The following is a 24075-nucleotide window of genomic DNA, read 5'->3' as shown; positions in this document are numbered from 1 at the left end:
GAGTAATGTTACAGCCAAAACGTACAAAATTCCGTAAAATGCACAAAGGCCGCAACCGCGGTTTAGCGCAAAACGGTAACAAAGTAAGCTTCGGTACTTTCGGATTGAAAGCAACTGGCCGTGGCCGTATGACTGCTCGTCAAATCGAAGCAGCTCGTCGTGCTATGACGCGTCACGTGAAACGTCAAGGTAAAATCTGGATTCGTGTCTTCCCTGACAAACCGATTACAGAAAAACCTCTTGAAGTTCGTATGGGTAAAGGTAAAGGTTCTGTTGAATATTGGGTTGCTGAAATTCAGCCTGGTAAAGTACTTTACGAAATGGAAGGTGTTTCAGAAGAGCTTGCTCGTGAAGCGTTTGACCTTGCTGCTCGTAAATTGCCATTCAAAACAACTTTCGTAACTCGGACGGTAATGTGATGAAAGCTAGCGAACTAAAAGATAAAAGCGTAGAAGAGCTTAATGCTGAACTTCTAGGACTACTTCGTGAGCAATTTAATATGCGCATGCAAGCTAGCACTGGTCAGTTAGCTCAGACACACACGCTAAGAACAGTACGCCGCGATATCGCGCGTGTAAAAACAGTTATTAACCAGAAGGCAGGTCAATAATGAGCGATAAAATTCGTACTCTTCAAGGCCGTGTAATCAGCGACAAGATGGAAAAATCTTTCACTATCGCTATCGCACGTTACGTGAAGCACCCAATCTATGGGAAATTCATTAAACGTACGACTAAGTTACACGTACATGACGAAAATAACACAGCAAAAGCGGGTGACGTAGTTACTATCCGTGAATGCGCACCAATTTCTAAGAATAAATCTTGGACTTTAGTGGACGTTATTTCTAGTCCAAAACAAGCTTAATTTTTTAATTAAGTTAGTTTTGTAAAAAGCCCCGGCATTAGCTGGGGCTTTTTGTATTTAAAGCACTCGCAAGCAACAAGCTAGGGTGAGCCGGGCCACTTGGGTTTTGTCTTTATCTGAAAATATAAAGTGGTGTAAAGTAGTGATTGAGAGTTTCATGTGCCAGTTACTTTTTTTTGGTAGACGAATTATCTACTAGATCAAAAATGAGATAATGAAATTACACATCTCAGTTAATTTAATGACAACATAGAGTCATCTAATTCATTATGTTGCTTTTACCTTACTCTCTTTTAATTTAAAAACTCACTTATCTTATTTTATTACAATAATACAGTTTCAAAGTATCGAAAGTAGTTATCCATATACAACTTTCATCATCATCGAATCTGGTTTTTTTATGTCTAAAACCTCAATTTATCGCCTTAAATTAATATTCTGGTATGATTAGCTAATATGCGCTTTTGAATGAATTTTTGAGGTAGTAATGACGCGTAGTTTTGAATTTCATTTAACTGATGAAGTTGCCACGGTTGCAATGGGGAATTGCGTTGCTGATATTATCGAGCAAGGTGCGGTTATTTATTTACATGGTGATTTAGGTGCGGGTAAAACAACGTTTACACGTGGTGTAGTACAAGGTTTTGGCCATACAGGCAAGGTTAAAAGCCCAACGTATACACTCGTAGAGCCTTATGAACTTGAGCGCGCAAATGTTTATCATTTTGACTTATACCGTTTAGGTGATCCTGAAGAATTAGAATACATGGGTATACGCGATTATTTTTCAACAGATGCAATTTGTGTTGTTGAATGGCCTGAAAAGGGTGGTGAGTTTATTCCTGTGCCTGATTTAGATATTACTCTGAGCTATGTGGGTAACGAACGTAAAATTGTTATTAATAGTGCTAGTGAGCGCGGTATAACAATTGTCGAAAAACTAAATAACAAATAATAATATAGTTAAGGCAGTAATAATCAAATGAGCCGAGGTGCAGTTAAACTTTTTATTTATCTTATGGTTATTACCATAAGCTTGCCGTTGTGGGCCAAAAATACAATTAATAGTGTACGCGTATGGCCGTCACCGGATAGTACTCGTGTGGTATTTGATTTAAATGATAAGCCCGACTTTAGCTATTTTATGCTTAAAAATCCTAGCCGTTTAGTGGTTGACTTAGAGAACACTAGCGAGTTAAAAATATTGCCAGGTGTGCCGCCAAAACATCAAATAGTAAGCAAATTACGTTACTCAAAGCCTAAAAATAAACAAAGCGTGCGTTTGGTATTTGAATTAAGTGCGCCAATAAAGCCTGTTGTATTTGCTTTAGCGCCTACCGGTCCTTATAAAAATAGACTCGTTGTTGATTTATATAATAAGAGCCAAGAAAAATCTGTTGTATCACCTGCACAAACAGCGGCTAAAAATCGCCAATTAAGCCAAGAACGAGACATCGTTATTGCAATTGATGCAGGGCATGGCGGCGAAGATCCTGGCTCCATAGGTCCATCAGGCACATACGAAAAGACAGTAACACTGCAAATTGCAAAACGGCTTGAGCGCATGATTGATGGCGAGCGTGGGATGATTTCGCGCATGGTACGAAGCGGTGACTATTTTGTAAAACTTAATACGCGTACTAACCGTGCTCGTGAAAAAAAAGCTGACTTTTTTGTTTCTATTCATGCTGATGCATTTACAAGCCCTGGACCAAATGGTGCCTCTGTTTGGGTATTGTCGTTAAGGCGTGCTAATTCAGAAATAGGTAAATGGATAGAAGATAAAGAAAAACACTCTGAGCTTTTAGGTGGCGCTGCTGATGTAATGAAAGATGCCGCTAACGAAAAATACTTAGCGCAAGCATTGCTTGATATGTCGATGGATCACTCTATGAAAACCGGCTTAAACGTAGCTGACGAAGTTGTTAAAGAGCTCAGTAAAGTTGCTAAATTGCATAAAAAAGATCCTCAACATGCGAGTCTTGCTGTACTTAAATCACCAGATATCCCATCAATTTTAGTAGAAACAGGGTTTATATCTAATCCACGAGAAGAAAAGCTGCTTAAAAGTGCTAACCATCAAGAACGTTTGGCTAAAGCTATATTCACTTCAATTAAAAATTACTATTTAAAAAATCCACCGGATGATTCTTTGTTTGCTAAATTAAAATCGCAATACCCAACAAAGCACAAGGTACGCCCGGGTGAATCTTTAAGTATGTTGGCGAGCCGCTATGGCGTTACAATTACTGAATTAAAACAAGTTAATAAGCTTAGCTCTAATACTTTATTTATTGGGCAAGAGCTAGATATACCGCAAAGTTAGTCATTATTATTAGCGCAATGCTTGCTAGGAAATCTCATGAATATTGAAATACTACCCGCGCGTTTAGCTAACCAAATTGCCGCTGGCGAAGTGGTTGAACGCCCCGCGTCGGTAGTAAAAGAACTGGTCGAAAACAGTTTAGATGCTGGCGCTACACGTATTCAAATAGATATTGAGCGTGGTGGTCATAAGCTTATTCGCATTCGTGATAACGGCTCAGGGATAAGTAAAGATGAGCTAACGCTTGCACTTTCTCGTCACGCTACCAGTAAATTAAAGTCACTTGATGATCTCGAAAATATTTGTTCACTTGGTTTTAGGGGCGAAGCGCTTGCGTCAATTAGCTCTGTATCGCGTTTAACGCTGAGTTCAAAACCAAAAGATCAAGAAGCAGCATGGCAAGCATTTGCAGAAGGTCGCGATATGGCCGTGCAAGTAAAGCCAGTAGCGCACCCTGATGGCACAACCATTGAAGTAAAAGATTTATTTTTTAACACCCCAGCTCGTCGTAAATTTTTGCGTACCGAAAAGACTGAATTCAGTCATATTGATGAATTGATAAAGCGTATTGCGCTTAGTCGCTTTGATGTTTCTATTACACTAACTCACAACGAAAAAGTAGTAAGGCAATATCGTGCGAAGACAGATCCTTCTCAGGCTATTGCACGTGTGGCACAAGTTGCAGGTAAGGCCTTTGCAGAGCAAGGTTTACATATTCAATCAGGCGAGGGTGGCCTACAGCTGCATGGCTGGGTGTTACCTGTCGGTTCAGCTAATACGACTCAATATACTTATGTAAACAATCGCATGATGCGCGATAAGCTTATTTTGCATGCTATACGCCAAGCATTTGAAGAGGTAAGTGGCACTCAAGAGCTTCCAGGGTTTGTTATTTATATTGATATTGACCCACGACAGGTTGATGTAAATGTTCACCCTGCCAAACATGAAGTGCGCTTTCATCAAGGGCGCTTAATTCATGACTTTATATTGCAAGCTATTAAGCAAGTGGTAGTGCCGCTGCAAGGTGAGTTTACGAATGAACCGTTTGGCTCTGAGGTGGAATCTGCGCCTGTGCTAATGGGGTCAACGCATATTAGCGCTAATAATATAGAAAGCGAAGGTGTGTTTGATTACCCTAAATCGCAATTACAGCCCTCTTACGCTGGAAGTGCTGGTAGCTCAAGTTCGTCCTCAGGTACTAGAAGTGTTGGCGGTAGCGGTGCATACCGTGCTACACCAAGTACGAGCCATCATGACGTAAATGCGTTTTATCAAGGTGTAAGTGAGCAACACGCTGCGAATTTTGATAACGTAGCAAATATACCAGCAACACAGCAGCAGTTTGAGTCAGCGCATAATGTTTTAAAGCTTGTTTCCATCATCAGTATTAATGAAGGTGTGTGTGTATTTAGTGAAGAGCAGCAATTGTATTGCTCACATTTCAAATATGCATTGGTAGATGATTGGCATACACAAATCAAGGAGCTTGGTAGCTTAGAAGGGAAAGCCCTTTTGCTGCCTGTAAGAGTAAACTTATCGAAAGAAGATTGCTTGCTCATAAAAGCCCAGCAATCATGGTTTACTTTACTTGGTTTTGAACTCGTAATAGAAAAACAGTTTGTAATGGTAAAAAAATTGCCAGCGTGCTTATATTTACTTGATGTAAGTACCGCGATAGGTGAGTTACTTAATGGATGTAAAGCGGAGCTTGAAAATATAGAGAGTTGGTTAGAGTGGCAGATGAAATGTGTACCAACTCGATTTTATTTGAGCAATGTATTTTTAGCGCAACAAATGCGCTTACAAAATAATCCGCAAACTATTGAACGCTTGCGCGAAAAAGCAGTTAAAATAGAGCTAAATCACTATTTAACGCAATTAGATTAAGGTATCAGTGTTGAGTAATTTACCAGTCATATTTTTAATGGGTCCAACTGCTGCTGGTAAAACAGCATTGGCAATCTCACTGTGCGAGCATTTAAATACAGAAATAATCAGCGTTGATTCAGCGTTAGTGTATAAAGATATGAACATTGGTACTGCAAAACCCGATGCAGAAGAACTTGCTAAAGCTCCGCATCATCTGATTGACTTGCTCGATCCGAGTGAAACATATTCAGTTGCTGATTTTAGACGTGATGCAGTACAAAAAATTGACGAATTTCATGGACAAGGTAAAGTGCCTGTATTGGTTGGAGGTACAATGTTGTACTTTAAATCTTTAATTGATGGTTTATCGCCTTTACCTGAAGCAGATGCTGTAATAAGAGCTGAGTTAGAAGTACAAGCTAAAGAATTTGGCTGGCCTCATTTATATAAAGAATTAGCTAAAGTTGACCCAAAAGCAGCCGAAAAAATAAGTGAAAATGATTCACAAAGAATTAATCGAGCTTTAGAGGTTTATAGATTAACTGGTAAGACCATGACTGAGTTGCAAAAGCAAAAGCAGCCGGCTTTACCTTATACTTTTCATCAATTTGCGATTGCACCGCAAGAACGCAGCGAATTACACCGCCGAATTGAAGAAAGGTTTAAAATAATGATTGATCAGGGGTTTGAAAATGAAGTTTCGACCCTATATCTACGTAAGGATTTACACCCCAATATGCCTTCTATTCGTTGTGTTGGTTATAGACAAATGTGGGATTACCTTGCGGGTGAAACAAACCATGATGAAATGGTTTTTCGTGGCATCGCGGCAACACGTCAATTGGCAAAACGTCAGTTAACGTGGCTTCGTAGTTGGCCTGATGTTACGTGGTTAACAACAGGTGACGAAGAAAACTTGCATCGTGTAGTAAGTTCGCTAAGCTAGTAGTAGTTGAATATTGTTTTTTATCAAATAAGTTCAGCCACTTAATTATAATAACACCTAGAACGAAGGAACAATAACATGGCAAAAGGCCAATCGTTACAAGACCCATTTTTGAATGCACTACGACGTGAGCGCATTCCAGTATCAATCTTTTTGGTAAATGGCATAAAATTACAAGGCAAAATTCAGTCATTTGACCAATTTGTTATTTTACTAGAGAACACCGTAAATCAAATGGTTTATAAGCATGCAATTTCAACAGTTGTCCCTGCTCGCGCAGTTAACTTCCAAGCAGTTCAAGGGAGTGAAGAAACTGAAGAGCCAGAAGCTGGTAACTTTTAATTAGGAGCATAATGTTTGTTTGACCGCTATGAATCCGGCGAACAGGCAATTTTAGTTCATATCGACTTACCTAAAGAAGGGGATCGTGAAGATCTTCATGAATTAGAGATGTTGGTATCTTCTGCTGGTGTTAGTAGTTTGGCGGTTGTGCAAGGCAGCCGTCAAGCACCACATCCGAAACTATTCGTCGGTACCGGTAAAGCAGAAGAAATAGCTGAGATTGTTAAAATCCACAATGCAGATGTCGTAATTTTCAATCATCAACTCAGGCCGTCACAAGAGCGTAATTTAGAGCGTGTTTGTCAGTGTCGTGTGCTTGATAGAACGACGCTAATTCTTGATATTTTTGCCCAACGTGCACGTACCCATGAAGGTAAGCTGCAGGTTGAATTGGCACAACTTCGCCATATGTCGACTCGATTAATTCGTGGCTGGACCCATCTTGAGCGCCAAAAAGGCGGGATTGGTTTACGTGGACCTGGTGAAACCCAACTTGAAACCGATAGGCGATTACTTCGTGCCCGTATTCAAAATATTCGTGCGCGTTTAGCTAAAGTAGCAGTGCAACGCGAACAAGGTAGGCGAGCTCGTACTCGTAATGAAATACCTACGGTATCGTTAGTTGGCTATACTAATGCGGGTAAATCTACATTATTTAATCGAATTACGAATTCAGATGTATACGCGGCCGATCAGTTGTTTGCAACGCTTGACCCGACTCTACGTAAGCTTGAATTAGGTGATGTTGGTCCTGTTATCTTAGCTGATACAGTGGGCTTTATTCGTCATTTACCGCACGACTTAGTTGCTGCTTTTAAAGCAACGCTAACTGAAACTCGTGAAGCTGATTTACAATTACATGTAATTGACGCAGCAGACTCTCGTCTTCAAGAAAATATTGAACAAGTACAATCGGTGCTTAAAGAAATTGAAGCCGATGAAGTACCACAGCTATTAATTTATAATAAAATTGATGCGCTGGATAACGTAAGCCCACGTATTGATCGAGATGACGAAGGCCAACCTATAAGAGTGTGGCTTAGCGCTCAGACTGGTGAAGGGTGTGAATTACTTAGTGAGGCTATTAGTGAACTACTTGCTAAGAAGATGTTTAACGAAACATTATTTCTTACGCCATTGTATGGTCGCCTAAGAGCTGCATTGTTTAGTTTAAATGCAGTACATGAAGAACGCTTTGATGAGCAAGGTAATTGGCTGTTAGATGTTAGAATGCCAATGGTTGAGTGGAATCGTTTAATTAAAGAATTTGGTCCTGAAATTGCTGGTTTTATCTACCGTAATTAAAAATTGACGTTTTAATGTCGGTTTTTGTATGAGAAACGCGGTAGATTTGTTAGATTTAACACAATTTCCTAATTTATTTAGATAACAATGGAGTATAGCTATGGCCTGGAATGAACCGGGTAATAATGGCAATGACAAAGATCCGTGGAATAATAAAGGCGGACGTGATCAAGGCCCACCTGATTTAGACGAGGTGTTCCGCAAGTTTAGTAACAAGTTCGGCGGCTTATTTGGCGGGAAAAAATCCGGCAATGGTAGCGGCGGTGGACTTGGCGGAGCCGGTATTTCATTCATACTTATTATCGCCGTTATTGTATGGGCGTTAAGTGGTATTTATACGGTTAAAGAAGCCGAGCGTGGTGTAGTTCTACAATTTGGTAAATATGACCGAATTGCTGATCCCGGCCTGCGTTGGAAAATGACTTTCATCGAAACGGTAATCCCAGTAGATATTGAAGCAGTTCGTTCACTATCGGCTTCTGGTTTTATGCTTACTGAAGACGAAAACGTAGTGAGCGTAGAGTTTCAGGTGCAATACCGTGTTATTGACCCATATCTTTATGAGTTTAGCGTAACCAACGCTGATAGTAGCTTAGAAGAAGCGCTAGACAGTGCACTACGTTATGTTGTGGGCCATGCAAAAATGGACCAAGTATTAACTAATGGCCGTGAGGTTGTTCGTCAAAATACATGGGATGAGCTTAATAAGATTATCGAACCATATAACTTAGGTTTAATTGTTACTGACGTGAACTTTAAAGACTCTCGTCCGCCAACCGAAGTTAAAGATGCATTTGATGATGCGATTGCTGCACAAGAAGATGAAGAACGTTTCATCCGTGAAGCAGAAGCATATGCTCGTGAAATTGAGCCTCGTGCTCGTGGTCAAGTAACGCGTATGACTCAAGAAGCTGAAGGTTACCAAGAGCGTATAACATTAGAAGCACAAGGTGAGGTAGCTCGCTTTGAAAAGCTATTACCTGAATATCAAGCAGCTAAAGAAGTTACTCGTGAGCGCTTATACATTGATGCAATGGAAGAAGTGCTAGGCAGTAGCTCTAAAATATTGGTTGATGTTAAAGGCGGTAATAACATGCTTTATTTACCTCTTGATAAGATTATGGATAAGCAAGGGACAGCAACACGTGTTGCACTTCCAAGCTCTAGTGATATTCAAGATTTACGTAATAAAGTAAATACGTCGCGTAATAGCTCTGTTAACAGTGGCAATGACCGCTTTAACAACGACCGCTTTAATGATGGGAGATAATCATAATGAAAAACTTTAGTTTAGTAATACTATTAGCTGCCATTGTTATGTCTTTCTCATCGGTATTTGTTGTACCTGAAGGGCAAAAAGCAATTGTAATGTTATTCAGTAAAGTACAAAAAGATAGCGACGACAAAGCGATTGTATATGGCCCAGGCCTACAATTTAAGGTGCCATTTTTTAGCCAAGTACGTCGCATTGATGCACGTATTCAAACGCTAGATGGTGCGCCAGACCGTTTTGTTACTAGTGAGAAAAAAGACTTAATTGTTGATTCGTTTGTAAAATGGCGTGTTAACGACTTTAGCGCTTTTTACTTACGTGCACGTGGCGATAAGCAATACGCTGAAACGCTACTTAAACAAAAAGTAAATAATGGTCTTCGTACAAACTTTGGTACACGTACAATTCGTGAAATTGTATCGGGTGAGCGTAGCGAATTGATGGAAGAAGCGTTAGTACAAGCTTCTGAAAGTGCGCGTGAGCTTGGTATTGAAGTACTAGACGTACGTGTTAAGCAAATTAACCTACCACAAGAAGTAAGTAGCTCTATTTACCAACGTATGCGCGCTGAGCGTACTGCTGTTGCAAAAGAGCACCGTTCTGAAGGTCAGGAAAAAGCTGAGACCATTCGTGCTGGTGTTGACCGTCGTGTCACAGTAATGCTTGCCGACGCGGAGCGTAATGCGCGTTCTGTACGTGGTCAAGGTGATGCTGACGCTGCTGGTATTTATGCTAATGCGTATAACAAAGACCCTGAGTTCTTTAGTTTTGTGCGCTCGCTTGAAGCTTATAAAAAGACTTTTAAAGATAAGCAAGACGTTATGGTGCTTTCACCAGATAGCGACTTCTTTCAATATATGAAAGGTGCTAAAGCTCAATAAGCTTTACCTTAATTATTTAAAAGTTAAAAAGCCTCGCATTTGCGGGGCTTTTTGTTAAATGCTATTTGTAATCATAAATCACTGTTATTTATGTGGTTATTAGCTGATATTTCGGTAGAACAGTTACGCGCAGAAAAAATAAGCTGAACAGGGGTGATCTTTACTTTAGTTTTCTGGTAAAATCTCGTCCTAATTTTCTCTAAGTGAATTTACGATGGGTAAAAACGTTGTTGTATTAGGCACCCAATGGGGTGACGAAGGAAAGGGTAAGGTAGTTGATCTCCTTACAGACAAAGCATCTTTAGTAGTTCGTTATCAAGGTGGCCACAATGCGGGTCATACTTTAGTTATCGAAGGTGAAAAGACGGTTCTACACCTTATTCCATCGGGTGTATTACGTGACAATGTTAAATGTGTGATTGGTAATGGTGTAGTTTTATCACCAGAAGCGCTAATGAGAGAAATTGGCATGCTTGAAGAACGTGGCGTACCAGTACGCGAGCGTCTTTTAATAAGTGAAGCATGTCCACTAATCTTGCCTTTCCATGTTGCATTAGATGTAGCCCGCGAAACTGCTCGTGGCGATAAGCCAATTGGTACAACTGGTCGTGGTATCGGTCCAGCGTACGAAGATAAAGTGGCGCGCCGTGGTTTACGCGTAGGTGATTTATTTAATCCTGAAGTTTTTGCAGCTAAATTAAAAGAAGTTCTTGAGTACCATAACTTCACTTTAGTTAACTACTACAAAGTAGATGCTGTAGATTTTCAAAAAACGTTTGATGATGCAATGGCTGTTGCAGATATCTTAAAAGCAATGGTTGTAGATGTAACTGAGCTTTTAGATCAAACGCGTTTAGCAGGCGAAAACATTTTATTTGAAGGTGCACAAGGTACATTACTTGATATCGATCACGGTACTTATCCTTATGTAACATCTTCAAACACAACTGCCGGTGGCGTTGCTACTGGTGCTGGTTTTGGTCCACTAAACCTTGATTACGTTTTAGGTATTATTAAAGCGTACACGACACGTGTTGGTTCAGGTCCTTTCCCTACAGAGCTTTATGATGGTCTTGAAAAACAAGATCCAGTAGGTAAGCACTTAGGTGATAAAGGTCATGAATTTGGCGCAACAACAGGTCGACTTCGTCGTACTGGTTGGTTAGATGCAGTGGCTATGCGTCGTGCAGTTCAAATCAACAGTATTTCAGGTTTTTGTTTAACTAAGCTTGATGTTTTAGATGGCTTAGAAACACTTAAAATCTGTACTGGTTATAAGCTTGAAGATGGCACTGTTACTAACATAACGCCATTAGCAGCAGAAGGTTACGATAAAGTAACGCCAGTATACGAAGAAATGCCAGGTTGGTCAGAAAACACTGTTGGTGTAACAAGCCTAGACGGTTTACCAAAAGCGGCGATTGACTACATCAAGCGTATTGAAGAAATTACGGGTGTTCCGATTGATATTATCTCTACAGGTCCAGACCGTGTAGAAACTATGGTACTTCGCAACCCGTTTGCGTAATTACTATTAGATTGAAAAAAGCTGCTTAGTGCAGCTTTTTTTATATCTAAAATTCACCTTGGAACGATCTTTGTATACTATTTAGTAGGTTTATTTTTAAAAGTGGTGAACATGCATTTATTTTCTCGTAATTGCGTATTAAAGCTTTCATTTATTTCATTAGCTTTATTTATATCAACCAATAGCTTAGCTACGGAAAGTCCAGCAGCCGTACCGCTGTATACAGAATCTGAGCTAATTGCGTTAATAAATAAAAACACGCATTTAGCGCGCGTAAAGGCAGATGATTGCCAGTTGGTACAAGATATAGAAGCACGAGCCAATAAAATGGCATTGCCGTCTTATCAGTTTTTGTATGGCGATATGCTGGCTTATAACGTATGTGTCGATCGAAATGTAGAGTTAGGTGTGTATTACATGCGAAAAGCGGCTGAGCAAGGCTTAGCGGCAGCGCTAGAGCAATTGGGGCGTTACTACGACACCGGGCGTTTAGTTCAGCAAGATAAAGCAATGGCAATTACGTATTTGCGTGAGGCATCGTCGCAAGGCAATTTAAAAGCACAATTACGTTTAGTTAAATTATTTAATGATGGCTATGGCAGCCCGCGTGATTTTGAAGATGCCTATCGTTGGCTATTTAATTCTATGGTGGCAGATAAATCGACTCATAAAAAAATTGAGCGAGCGTTGACTAAGTTAGCGCAAAAAATGCCAGATAGTGTGGTTGCGCGAGCTCGTCTTCCTATTTAATGGCCCTTAAAAAACAAAACCCTAACTTTTTAAGTTAGGGTTTTTTGAGTTTTTACAGGTAGTAAAAGTGTTTAACTTTCTTCTTTAGCCTTTGTTTGCGGGTCTTTTAAAACCGACATTTTAGGCGGCTGTAATGCAACAACACGCTCGCCTTCTTGCGGCGGTTTTTCCATGTTGATTGTAAATGGTCTTAGTTTAATTGGCGTATCGTCGTCGCTGTCTTTATCACCTTTAAGAATAAATAAAGGGATAGCCTCAGGGTTCATTTCTAGGTATTGCTCCCAGCTAAACTCATCCGAGATACGTGTTGAACTAACCTTACCGCCTTTAGCTATAATACTGCTCAAACGTGCATATGAACCTTCGTCGCCAAACAGTATTTGTCTGGATAAAAACGTTGCGCTGTCTTTATTTGCTTTAGCATGCGACGTTGATGAGCGAAGCGAGAATACATTTTTTTCATTAAGTAAATGCGAAAAGTATTGAACGCCTAGCGCATTATGATGACGATTTGGCGATAGCGCTAAGACACTGCGAATAGTTGTCAGAGGTAAATAACGTTCAGCATGCTCTGACTGTGGGTTACCGTAATAACAAGCTAAGCCATCCATACGTGCCATTCTGCAGTTTTCCCATGCAGGATCTGAAAGGTGAACCGGAATATTCTGCTCTTGTAAGCCACGCCCAATTGCACGTGATACATGGTTCGCACCAATAATTAATATTGTGTTTGGTGATGGTTGGCGAACACCTAATAGCTTAGCAACAGGAATGGCTGTTAAGCTTTGCAGCACAACCGTAATGATGATCACTGTAAATATGAGTGGCACCATTTTTTCAGCATCAGCAACGCCAGCTTCCATCATACTTAGTGCAAATACCGACCCAACAGCTGCGGCAACTATACCCCGAGGAGCAATCCAAGCAAGTACCAAGCGAGACTTCATTGGTAGGTCAGTACCAAAGGTCGAAATTGCAATACACAGTGGGCGTGCAACAAAAAGCACAATAGCTAAAAATATAAATACGTCGCTGTCGAGCATCATCAAATCAGAAAGCTGTAAGCGTGCTGCAAGTAAAATAAACAGCGTTGATATTAATATCATCGACAAGTCTTCTTTAAACTCAAGTACAGAATCTATTTCTAAATCGTCTTGGTTCGCAAGCCATATACCAAATACAGTCACTGCCAATAAACCTGATTCATGGCTTAAATAGTTTGATACAGAAAAACTAATAAGTACTAGCGCTAAAATCCCAAACTTATGTAATTCAAATGGCAGCCACTCGCGACGCATTAATAGTGTTGTTAGCCAACCAGCGGCAACACCAATACTTAAACCAACACCTAGGGTTTTAACTAAAGCAATAATAGTATGACTAAATACTTCGCCTTGGCCTACAAGCATTACGGCTTCAAATACCAATACAGCAAATAATGCGCCAATAGGGTCTATTACAATACCTTCCCAGCGAAGTATGCGGTCTATATCTTGTGTTGGGCGCATTGAGTTTAATAACGGTGCTATAACGGTAGGGCCTGTTACAACTAGCACTGCGCCCAATACTGCAGCTACACGCCAATTAAGCTCAAGCAACCAGTAGGCGCTAAGGCTAATAATAATACAGGTAGTAAGCATACCGATTGAGCAGAGATTTCTTACGACTTTTCCTATCCCTTTTAATTCCCTGAAATGCAGAGTTAAGGAACCTTCAAATAAAATGATGGCAACGCTTAGAGATACTACTGGAAACAGTAAATCACCTAAAAGCGCATCAGGGTCTAAAACACCGCTAAATGGTCCAAGTAAAAGACCAGTAAGCAATAAAAAAAGAATAGCGGGTACTCTAAAAGCCCACGCGACCCATTGGGCAAGCACAGAGCAAAGTGCGATACCGGCTATGTAAATTGCTGACATAGATTAAGAATTCCTTATTTATGACGATATGTTTAGAAAGTATAACTTTTGTTAATTATTAATACAGGGGTATACACCGGAAACTCAAATATTACTAATCAATTTTAGCTGCTTATAAAAGATTAGTACGCTTAAATCATTTAACGAGAGCTTAGCCAGCTTATTTTAATGTGTATTAATTGTTTAATTTATTGAATTTTAATAACAATATAAAAAATGTGAGTGCTTTGTAATAATCTAGTTCGATTTTTAACCTTGATTTTAAAGGGGTATTTAGTGTATTATGCTTCGTGTTCTAATAATTAGTCATCTAACGAAGTTTATTGAAGATAAAACAGACTTGTTAATCTTAACGTCATTTTTAATCTTTATAATCAGGAGTTAGTAATGTTTCTAGTGTTCGAACATTAAAAAATATCATTTGCCGAATTCTTGGTATGGTTTTGCCAAACAAGTTTATTTAATTATTTAAGTAAATAAAGGTTTGAGTTGAACTATTACTTTCAATGTTTAACCCCCATCGTGGCGGTTAAATCTCGGTCCTTTGGTCTTCACCCTATCTGTTGGTGTATCAGACTTTAGAGGCTCTATGCATGTTGTTAATAAAAAAGCCACACACAGCTTTTTACAGCGATGTATAAACAACACTTTTAAATTTTTTGATTAGTGCTGCTCAATATTATTGGGTTGTTACTACTTTATACTTGACCTCAAATCTAAGCTTCTTGTTTTAGATATGGTTTTTGCGTGTGTGTAAAAAAGTGTTGCCTAAATGAAAAGCAAAATTCGAAGCTATGTTTTAAACCTAGCTACTTAGTTTTAGCTCGTCTAATTAAGATGAGCGCAGATAAAATGGAAAGTTGAGCATTTATGCAAAAGTTAAATTGGCGACGTATCGTACTTAAAGTAGGTAGTGCATTAATTGCACCAGATCAAGATGGCTGCCGTTCGCGTTACATATTAACCATCGCACAGTTCATTGTTCGTTGTCGTGCCCGTGGAATCGAGGTGATTTTAGTATCATCGGGTTCTGTAGCGGCTGGAGCGCATTTATTCCCTTCAGACAAACCTCGTTCTGTGGTGATGAAAAAAGCAATGGCAGCAGCAGGTCAAACAGAAATGATCGCCATGTGGGACCGCTTTTTTGACTTTCCATCTGCGCAGCTATTATTAACGCACGGCGATTTACGTGATCGCGAGCGTTACCAAAGTATTCGTGAAACAGTGTTTACTTTACTTGAGCATGGTGTTCTTCCTATCATTAATGAAAATGATGCTGTAACTACCGACGACTTAAGAGTGGGTGATAACGATAACTTATCAGCAATGGTTGCAGCAGCTGCCGACGCCGATGCTTTATTAATATTCTCAGATGTTGACGGGTTATATGATAAAAACCCTAACTTGCATGATGATGCGGTGCTACTGCCTGAAATAAAATCAATTGATGAATCTATTTATGCTATGGCAGGATGTGCTACAAGCGCCGTTGGTACTGGTGGTATGAAAACTAAAATAGAAGCGGCAGAAAAAGCAACGTCACATGGTATAGCAACTTATATTATAAACGGCTTTAAAGAAGAAACATTTACGAAATTGCTGGCTGGGGAAAATCCTGGTAGCGTATTTTTACCGTACGAAAAACCGATGCAGGATTCTGTGCATTGGATGACACACACAGCAAACGAGCAAGGTGAAGTTGTTGTTGATGGATCATTTGATGAATCCCTGGAAGGGGAAAGTGGCTGTATTCGTGGTGATGAAATCATGGAAGTACATGGTGAATTTGCTGTTGGTGATACTATTTTAGTACGTAGTGAAGACGGTACGCGTTTAGCTAAAGCGACCGCAAATTATAGTAGCTGTTTGTTAAACTTTATTGCAGACAACGAACAGAGTGAATTCAGCGAAAAAATGCAGGATTCAATTGGACCAGTTATATCTGAAAAACATATCGCATTATTGGAGAAGTCATGAGCTTAATTACGGACATTTCACGCCAGACAGCTAAAGCTGCCCATACACTTGCTTTACTCGACACCGAGACTAAAAATCAAGTACTAGTTGAAATGGCAGCGGCACTAAGAGAGCAAAAAGCATTTATAATCAAAGAAAACGAGAGTGACCTAAGCGCAGCACGCGACAATAACTTAGCAGCCTCAATGATAGACCGCTTAACGCTAAACGATGAGCGCATTGAAGCAATGGCAGAAGGCATTGAAGTAATAGTAAGCCTAGATGATCCTGTTGGTCAGCTACGTGATATCACAGAGCGTCCAAATGGCATTAAAATTCGTAAAATGCGCGTACCTCTTGGCGTTGTGTGTATGATTTATGAAGCACGCCCAAATGTAACAGCAGACGCTGGCGCATTGTGTTTTAAATCAGGTAATGGCGTTATTTTACGTGGCGGTAAAGAAGCACTTAAAAGTTCGCAAGCTATCGCAAGTGTAATGCACAGCGTACTTGAAAAGCATAACTTACCAGTATCACTTATTTCAGTGATCCCAGATCCAGACCGTGCACTATTAATGGAATTGATGCAGCAACGTGAAAGCATTGATTTAATAATTCCACGTGGCGGTGAAGGCTTAATTAACTTTGTTACCGAAAACAGTACGATCCCAGTAATTCAGCATTACAAAGGCGTTTGTCATCTATATGTAGATAAAGATGCAGATCTTGAAATTGCGCTTAACTTACTACTTAACGGTAAAACGCAACGTACGGGTGTTTGTAATGCACTTGAGGGCTTAGTAGTTCATCAAGATGTTGCAGATGAGTTTTTAAATCTTTGCGCAGTTGTATTACGCCAAGAAGGTGTAAAAATAAATGCCGACAGCTTTGCAGCTAAATATTTTGATAATGCAACTGTGTTAGCCGATAACGAATTTGGTGAAGAATACCTAGACCTTGAAATTGCTATTCGTGTGGTGCCAACTTTCAGCGCTGCTGTGGATCATATCGCTCAGTTTGGTTCCAACCATACTGAAGTGATTTGTACTAAGAACGCAGCTGCTGCAGAGTTATTCCAGCGTAGTGTTGACGCTTCTGTAGTAATGGTTAACACATCATCTCGTTTTTCTGATGGCTCACAACTGGGTTTAGGTGCAGAGATTGGTATAGCAACCTCTAAGCTTCATGCGTACGGTCCGATGGGTCTTGAATCACTGACCACAGAAAAGTATTTAGTTAATGGAGTGGGCCAAGTTCGCGAGTAACTGCAAACTTAGGTTCATAAAAAGCCGAGCATATTCATGCTCGGCTTTTTAGTTTGTAAATTACGCAACGGTTATTTTAATTTATCAAGCCAATCGCTTGCAGGTTCAGGTCTATGTAAATAGTAGCCTTGAAGAATAACTTCTGGATATTCCTGCAATAAATCAAAATGGGATTGGTTCTCTACGCCTTCAGCTACAATCTCTAACTCGAATAAACGGCCTAAGCTTACAATCATATCAATAATTAACTTATCGTTATTATCAGTCGGTGCTTCCAATACAAAAGAGCGGTCAATTTTTAGCTCCTGTATGGGTAATTGTTTTAGATAAGTTAAGCTCGAATATCCAGTACCAAAGTCATCAATTGATACCCTAATACCTAGCTTCTTGAGAAAGTGAACAGCCTCAATAGCCGCTTCCATATGATTAAGCAATGTCCCTTCAATTATCTCAATAGTGAGTTGCTGCGGATTAATGCTATGTTGCTTTATTTGTTGGCTAATAAAGCTTAAAAAACGAGCTTCATGAAAGTGCCTGCCGCTTATATTAATCGATAAATTTAACTCAGGGTGAGTTTTACTAAGTTGCGTTAATATTTCAAGTGCATTTGAAGTTACCCAGCAATCTAAGTCATAAATTATATCTGATTCTTCGGCTATAGATATAAACTCACCAGGGCTAATAAAGCCTTTTTGGGGATGCTCCCATCTTAATAAAACCTCAGCCCCTTTAAGGGTTTGGCTTCGATCAAATTGGGATTGTAAATATAGGGATAACTCATTATTTGAGATAGCTTTGCGTAAATCTTGCTCTATTTCAAAACGACGTTTTGCTTGCTCGCCAAACGAAGTATCAAAAAAGGTAACTCTATTACCGCCTTTCTCTTTTGCCTTGTAACAAGCTGCCTCACAGTTACGAATAGTTTCAATAGCACTTTCCCACTGATCTTCTCGAGGAAAAATATACGTGCCAATACTTACCGTTAAGCTAACGTCTTGCTCACCTACCTTAAAAGGATGGTTTACACTTATAAGCAGCTCTTGAGCTTTATTTTCTGCCATAGCTTGGGCTCTAACTCTGCCAACGCCTTTTTCAACTGTACACAGTACTGCAAATTCATCACTGCCTAAGCGAGCAATAACATCTTTTTTACTCACCTTAGAATGAATTCGTTTAGTTAATTCTTTTAAAATGTTATCGCCAGCAAGTAGGCCTAATCCATCATTTATTGAGTGGAAGCTGTCTATGTCAATAATATAAATATAGGCATAACTATTTTCGGTACTACAAACCTGAAGTTGCTGCTCTAACTGTTTTAAAAAGCCATTTCGGTTTGGCAAACCCGTAAGCTCATCATGCCATGTGAGGTAGTGTATTCTTTCTTGTGTTACTTTAACGCTCGAAATATCACTAAACACACCAATATAATGCACATTAGTATCTTGATCGCCTTTAACCATACTTAGAGTTAGTAGCTCAGGGTAAAGCTCGCCATTTTTGCGTCTGGTTACAAGTTCTCCACTCCAATATCCAGCTTGATTCGCATGCTCCCATACTTGATCAAAGCTAATACTAGGGTGGTTATTTTGTTTAATGTCGTGCAACTGCATTTGCAGGGAGTCAGATTCAGAGTAACCAGTAATGCGGCAAAATGAAGGGTTTACGGCAATAATTTTTCCGTTACTGTCGGTAATAACAACGCCATCGGCGGTTCCCGTTAGGGCTTGATAAAATAACTTTTGTTTTGAAGAGAGCTCTTTTAATTCTTCTTCACGCTGGCTTAGTTCTTTCGCCAGTGACTCTATTTCAAGTAGTTTATCGTGTAGGTCAAAGTTTTTTTCTATAAGCCTATCAAGCATGCCCTGTGCGGTAATATGGGTACGGATACGTGCTCTAACGAGCGCTAGCTTGTAAGGTTTGTGTATGTAGTCAATTGCGCCCATAGCAAAGCCTTTTTCTTCAGACTCTTCTTCGGTAAGCGCAGTGACAAATATAACAGGGATCCCTTTAGTATTTTGTTTCGCTTTGAGTATATTGCATACTTCGTAGCCGTCCATGCCTGGCATCATTATGTCTAATAAAATTAAGTCAGGGCGAGTTGACTCAACAAATACTAATGCTTGTTCACCACTAGTCGAAATACGTACATCGTAATCAGTTAAAAGTCCTTCAACTAATACGTGTAAATTACTAGGTTCGTCATCAACAATAAGAATTAAAGGTTTATGCTTTTTCTCTGTGGTTAATCCATTACTGTTTGCGAGATAATTTGAATGCACTATCTATCCTTCTTTGCGTTCTTTGCAGTATTAAATCTAGTTCAGGTTAGTGGTTATGCCTAATCTTTATTATCGTTTCTATACTTATCAATAAGCTCAATTACTAACGCGTAGTTAAAATGGTCAATTGCTTCTTTGAGTTTAAATAAAGAGTGCCCTCTATCATATTGATTCATTTCTAGCTGTCTAATCAAACTGCTAGGTACAGGGCGAGCTGTTAATGCTAATGAGTATATATTATCAATAACCGAGTCTTCGTTTTCTAACTGATTTAGTTGCTTATGCTCTTTTTTAAAGCCGTCAGCTATCAAAAATTGTTTTACAGCAAAAAGTGTAAGAGTTAATTGCTCGTTAAAGCTAGATAAGTTAATACTCTTCTCATCTATTAAGTTTTTCTCAATACTTTGCGTGCTTTGTTGCAGTAGCTCCAAGCCTAATGTTCCGGCCAATCCTTTAAGTGTATGTACTAGTCGAATTAAGCTTTCTAACTCTCCATTTTTGATTAATATATCAGCTTTAGTTGAAAAGTCATTGTAATCGTTGACAAACTGAGTAAATAATTTAGCTAACAATTCATCATTGTTTTCTACGTTGTCTTTTGCCAGCTGCAGATTAATTGTATTTAATGGTTTGTTACTTTGTAGGTGTTTTTCTATACTTTCGAAAAGAGCATCAAAAATAATTGGTTTTACTAAAAAGTCATCCATACCCGCTCTAAACGCTGCTTTTTTATCATTAGGATCTGCGGCTGCTGTAATTGCAATTATGGGAGTTTTGTAGCCCCGCTCTCTTAATATACTTGTTGCCTCTAAGCCGTCCATAACTGGCATCTGAACATCCATAAAAATAATATCAATGTCATTTGTCTCTACTTTACCTAATGCATCATGTCCATCATTAGCAATGATCACGGCCATATCTAACCTTGCTAAAAGGGCAGAAGCTATTTCTTGGTTAATCTTATTATCGTCAACCACCAATGCATTAAAACCCGAGAATTTAGGATGAGGCCTTAATTGCTTTTCTTTAAAATTATCAGGTGAAAGCTTCCTTAAAATTTCTACTTCACTATTCTTATTACCAATAATTGTAATGTCTATACTTTCATTTTTTGCAATTGGCTCAGGAGACTCTTCATCAGTAATCAATAAAATAAGCGTCAATTTTTCATTAGTATTTTTATTTTGAGCATACAGTTGTTGTAATATAAAGTTATCTTTGAGCTCTTTTTGTTTTATCGACATTATTACAATACTAAATGGGCTATTAGGTTGAGCCATTTTAGCAATGGCTCTTAATGGTTCTTGTGTGGTTTCTGTAGTTATATTTATATCACTTAGCAAGTCCATTAATTTTTTAATTTGCTCATTATCGGGGCTAATTAATAGGGCATGTTTTTTAAGTTTTTGCTGCTCAGATAAGGTAAAGGGTAGAGTGAAGAAAAACTCGCTACCTTGATTAATCGTGCTCCTTACTTGTATATCTCCGCCAAGCAGTTTAGTTAATTGTTTGCTTATAGTGAGTCCTAAACCGGTTCCACCATACTTTCTTGTTGTGCTTGAATCACCTTGCGAGAAAGACTGGAATATAATTTTTGATTGCTCTTCGGTCATCCCAATACCGGTGTCTTTTATACTAAAGCGAAGGTTTATTGTTTTTTCGTGTTGAGATGTCGCTTCTATAATTAATGATATTTCACCATGCTCAGTAAACTTAATTGCGTTACCTACACAGTTATTTATTATTTGGCTTAAGTGCATGGGGTCGCCAATAAGTTCAAGCCCTGCATCAACATGCAAAGTAAAGTTTAATAACAAACCTTTTTGCTTTGCATTGGTTGAGAACAAGTTTTGTACGTTAGAAACAATAGTATGTAAGGTAAATGGAATTTTCTCTAACTGGACTTTTTCCGATTCTAGTTTAGAAAAATCCAGAATATTATTTAAAATCTGCAATAAATTTTGAGCGCTTGAAAAAGCTTTGTCTGCATAGTGTTTTTGCCTTAAAGGAAGCTCGCTGCTTTGTAACAGTTGCAACATGCCCAATATGCCATTCATTGGGGTGCGAAGCTCATGACTCATGTTGGCTACAAAATCTATCTTTGTTTTATTGGCTTTATCAGTTTGCTCCATAGCACTCGTTAGGTCGGCATTCATTGCTTCCATTTGGGTATTTAATACACGAGTTTCGTTGAGCAGTTCTTTGGTTTGCTTGTTTTTTAGATACAAAGCGTTAGCGGCTTTTATTACCGATGCTATTTCTGTTTGATTTTGGTTGTTATTTGAAATAGTTACTGGCTTTTCGTTATTCATATCTTTAAGTAGTAAAGTGAGCTGAGTAATCGGTTTTATAACTGATCTGAAAATAAAATAGCTTAAAAACAAAATGATTAACATAATTAAAACGGCAAATATATTTGCCTGCTCTGTGTTTTTTGTTAAGTGATTACTTAGTTGCTCTTCTGTTTCAGTTAGTTTGTTTTTTTCTATATTTTTAATTTCATTTGTTAAATACAGCAATTCGTTTTCTATGCCTGTTAGTACAACATTTACAGAAAAAGTGTAGCTGCGGGTGAGTAATACAAGTTTGTTATAAGCTTGTTTTAAGCTTGTTGTTTTATTGGAGAGGGATTCATTTAGTACAGAGGTGCTCGTTAGTTTTTTATGTAAGTGATTTAGGTTTTGTTTTACATTTTGTGCTTCATCAAAATTAGGTTTATATAGGTAGCTTATAATTGCGTGTTGTAAATTACTTATTGTGAGTAAAACATCGTTGAAAATAACCTTGTTACTGTCGCTTGAAGACTCCTCTAAATTACTAATTGTTACTTGTAAGTCATCAATAGGCTGTTTGAACTGAGTAGTGTAAAGATGTTCGCGTTTTTGTCTGTTTACGACAACTTGGCCAAATGTATCTTGGTAGTTACTTAAATACTCGCCAAGGCGTATTAATGAGTTTTTGTATTCAAGGGGATGGTGTAGAGTATTTGTTTTTAGTTGCTTAAGGTTTAGATTTGCTTTATTTAAATAAAAATTAAATTTGGTAATCGTATTTTCATTTGCATTGTCAATAAATGAGACTGCATACGCTTGCAAAGAGATAATATCGTTTTCTAAGTGATTCACAGCTTCACTTTGAATAAGCGCGTTATGCTGCGACTTTTGCAAGTTTAGTAAGGTCGTTTGCGAATAGTTAAACAAGTAACTTTGCAAAAGAAGTAATCCAATCAGCGGACACAAAGCTAATATTATTTTTGATTTAATTGAATTTATTATCATTATCGGCTAATCAACTCATACCATTTTTGTAGACTGTAGTCATAGGTTGGCATAACGGTGTTCCATACTGCTACATTGCTAAAGCGTTTATGGTAACTACCGCCATTACGTTGCTCACCCGCTTTTACTGCTACGTCGCCATTTGTATTTAATAAATCTATGTTTGTTGCTTTTCCACCGTACCAGTAATCCCATTCGGCCTGAGATAGAAGTAGTTTAGAGCGTTGTGGGTTACTAATGTAATAACCTTGGCGAGCAATAAATGCACCAGGCCAGCCTGAAAGCCACCAATTCATATAGTCGTAAGCTGCATCTTTTACGCTACTTTGTGTTTGTGACGATAAACACATAACACCATGCCATCCTCGGTAGCCTTCTTTTGGCGCGGCAAAACGAACATTAATATTTTGACTGTTTAACGCAGAGACGGCAGGCGAAAACATACTTTCTATATGGGCACGCTTACTTTTCATAAACTCAATCGATTCAGGGACCGAGTTCCAATAGCCACTAAAATGACCTTGGCGTTTAAAGTCGAGTAATATACTAAACAATCTATCAAGTTCTGGGCGGGTCATTGCACCTATATCGTTAAACTTTATAAGCCCTTTGCTTTGTGCTGCTAGGGCTAGGTCAAATAATCCAATGGTAGGCGCATTTACAATGGCTACTTTACCTCGGTTCTCGTCATCAAGCAGCCAACTCCAGCTTTCTGTTTCGTATGCTATACCGGGCTTAATAAAGTCGGTGTTGTAACCAAAAGAGTCAACATTATGCACATAAGGCAAAAAGCTAATATGATCGCTTTCTTGAGCGCTTAATGTGCCATCGGGTTGAACATTTAATAATTTATAGGGGGCATCACCTGCACCAATACTTGCAGTTTCGGTTAGTTTTCCCGTTTTAGTGAGTGGATTTATCTCGTTAAAGTAGGTGAGTCGCTTTTTTTCTATTGGCTGAATAGAACCTGCATCCCAAAGCACATTAATGCTGTTTGACCACTGTTCGTATAAATCAAAGGAGCTAGGGTCCATTGATGCCTTTTGCAAAACAGCAGCGCTGCCTGCTGGAGTAAATTCTATATTAATACCTAAGTCACTCATCGCTTGCTTGCGGATAGCCTCTTGGAGTGTTACATGAGTACCAAGTACTCTTAATGTGACTTTTTTTCGGGCAAAAACATAAGGCGCATGTGTTATCGCACCAGCTGTTAAACCTATAGCAGCTAGCTTTTTTAGCGTTGAACGCTTAGGGTTGTCCATGTTAAGCCTAAAGTATTAATGTGTGA

General features: G+C 38.9%; 19 protein-coding genes. 15 read left to right on the top strand and 4 right to left on the bottom strand.

What is annotated here, in order from left to right:
- Window positions 1-5 precede the first annotated feature (5 nt).
- The 13 genes from rplP to L656_RS0117925 all read left to right on the top strand — a co-directional run bounded on the left by rplP (window position 6) and on the right by L656_RS0117925 (window position 12090).
- Window positions 6-419: a 50S ribosomal protein L16 gene (gene rplP, locus L656_RS0117990; RefSeq protein ID WP_002957890.1), complete on the top strand. Its 414-nt coding sequence runs from the start codon at window positions 6-8 to the stop codon at window positions 417-419.
- Window positions 419-610 (top strand): 50S ribosomal protein L29, encoded by a 192-nt coding sequence (gene rpmC / locus L656_RS0117985; protein WP_002957889.1) that lies wholly within the window; start codon window positions 419-421, stop codon window positions 608-610. Before rplP ends, rpmC begins: the two co-directional genes overlap by 1 nt.
- Window positions 610-867 (top strand): 30S ribosomal protein S17, encoded by a 258-nt coding sequence (gene rpsQ, locus L656_RS0117980; RefSeq protein WP_002957888.1) that lies wholly within the window; start codon window positions 610-612, stop codon window positions 865-867. Before rpmC ends, rpsQ begins: the two co-directional genes overlap by 1 nt.
- Window positions 868-1354: 487 nt before the next feature.
- Complete coding sequence (gene tsaE, locus L656_RS0117975; protein ID WP_024600227.1) at window positions 1355-1822, top strand: tRNA (adenosine(37)-N6)-threonylcarbamoyltransferase complex ATPase subunit type 1 TsaE; 468 nt, start codon at window positions 1355-1357, stop codon at window positions 1820-1822.
- Between the two features lie 27 nt (window positions 1823-1849).
- Window positions 1850-3193: an N-acetylmuramoyl-L-alanine amidase gene (locus L656_RS0117970; protein WP_024600226.1), complete on the top strand. Its 1344-nt coding sequence runs from the start codon at window positions 1850-1852 to the stop codon at window positions 3191-3193.
- Between the two features lie 36 nt (window positions 3194-3229).
- Entirely contained in the window at window positions 3230-5083 is a 1854-nt protein-coding gene (gene mutL, locus L656_RS0117965; protein ID WP_024600225.1) for a DNA mismatch repair endonuclease MutL, read from the top strand.
- A 10-nt stretch (window positions 5084-5093) separates the two neighbouring features.
- Window positions 5094-6011: a tRNA (adenosine(37)-N6)-dimethylallyltransferase MiaA gene (gene miaA / locus L656_RS0117960; RefSeq protein ID WP_024600224.1), complete on the top strand. Its 918-nt coding sequence runs from the start codon at window positions 5094-5096 to the stop codon at window positions 6009-6011.
- Window positions 6012-6089: 78 nt separating this feature from the next.
- Complete coding sequence (gene hfq / locus L656_RS0117955; RefSeq protein ID WP_024590569.1) at window positions 6090-6353, top strand: RNA chaperone Hfq; 264 nt, start codon at window positions 6090-6092, stop codon at window positions 6351-6353.
- Window positions 6354-6368: 15 nt separating this feature from the next.
- Window positions 6369-7658 carry a ribosome rescue GTPase HflX gene (gene hflX / locus L656_RS0117950; RefSeq protein ID WP_024600223.1) on the top strand — a complete coding sequence of 430 codons (1290 nt, stop codon included), beginning with the start codon at window positions 6369-6371 and terminating at the stop codon, window positions 7656-7658.
- Window positions 7659-7758: 100 nt separating this feature from the next.
- A complete protein-coding gene (hflK, locus tag L656_RS0117945) occupies window positions 7759-8928 on the top strand; it encodes an FtsH protease activity modulator HflK (protein WP_010554352.1) in 1170 nt (389 codons plus the stop codon).
- A 5-nt stretch (window positions 8929-8933) separates the two neighbouring features.
- Entirely contained in the window at window positions 8934-9812 is an 879-nt protein-coding gene (gene hflC, locus L656_RS0117940) for a protease modulator HflC (RefSeq protein ID WP_002957880.1), read from the top strand.
- 214 nt (window positions 9813-10026) lie between these two features.
- Window positions 10027-11340, top strand: a complete 1314-nt coding sequence (locus L656_RS0117930; RefSeq protein WP_024600222.1) for an adenylosuccinate synthase — start codon at window positions 10027-10029, stop codon at window positions 11338-11340.
- Between the two features lie 111 nt (window positions 11341-11451).
- A complete protein-coding gene (locus L656_RS0117925; RefSeq protein ID WP_024600221.1) occupies window positions 11452-12090 on the top strand; it encodes a tetratricopeptide repeat protein in 639 nt (212 codons plus the stop codon).
- Window positions 12091-12161: 71 nt separating this feature from the next.
- On the opposite strand, the gene L656_RS0117920 is transcribed toward L656_RS0117925, so the two are convergent.
- Window positions 12162-14009, bottom strand: a complete 1848-nt coding sequence (locus L656_RS0117920) for a cation:proton antiporter (protein WP_007586413.1) — start codon at window positions 14007-14009, stop codon at window positions 12162-12164.
- 870 nt (window positions 14010-14879) lie between these two features.
- Here L656_RS0117920 and proB point away from each other — a divergent pair.
- Window positions 14880-15986: a glutamate 5-kinase gene (proB, locus tag L656_RS0117915; protein ID WP_024600220.1), complete on the top strand. Its 1107-nt coding sequence runs from the start codon at window positions 14880-14882 to the stop codon at window positions 15984-15986.
- Window positions 15983-17230 carry a glutamate-5-semialdehyde dehydrogenase gene (locus L656_RS0117910; RefSeq protein WP_024600219.1) on the top strand — a complete coding sequence of 416 codons (1248 nt, stop codon included), beginning with the start codon at window positions 15983-15985 and terminating at the stop codon, window positions 17228-17230. The genes proB and L656_RS0117910 overlap by 4 nt, the downstream gene beginning before the upstream one ends.
- A 71-nt stretch (window positions 17231-17301) precedes the next feature.
- Here the strand turns inward: L656_RS0117910 and L656_RS0117905 are convergent, their stop codons facing one another.
- Genes L656_RS0117905 through L656_RS0117895 form a run of 3 tightly spaced genes read right to left on the bottom strand, consistent with a single transcriptional unit; the run spans window position 17302 to window position 24049 of the window.
- Window positions 17302-19509, bottom strand: coding sequence for a two-component system response regulator (locus tag L656_RS0117905; protein WP_024600218.1), 2208 nt, complete (start codon window positions 19507-19509; stop codon window positions 17302-17304).
- A gap of 59 nt (window positions 19510-19568) precedes the next feature.
- Window positions 19569-22787, bottom strand: coding sequence for an ATP-binding protein (locus L656_RS0117900; protein WP_024600217.1), 3219 nt, complete (start codon window positions 22785-22787; stop codon window positions 19569-19571).
- Complete coding sequence (locus tag L656_RS0117895) at window positions 22787-24049, bottom strand: ABC transporter substrate-binding protein (protein ID WP_024600216.1); 1263 nt, start codon at window positions 24047-24049, stop codon at window positions 22787-22789. Before L656_RS0117895 ends, L656_RS0117900 begins: the two co-directional genes overlap by 1 nt.
- Window positions 24050-24075: the final 26 nt, after the last annotated feature.

The sequence above is a fragment of the Pseudoalteromonas sp. TAE56 genome, from assembly GCF_000497955.1.
GTDB lineage: Bacteria > Pseudomonadota > Gammaproteobacteria > Enterobacterales > Alteromonadaceae > Pseudoalteromonas.
The sequence above is the reverse complement of the archived record's forward strand: the minus strand, read 5'-3'. Positions and strand labels throughout refer to the sequence as shown.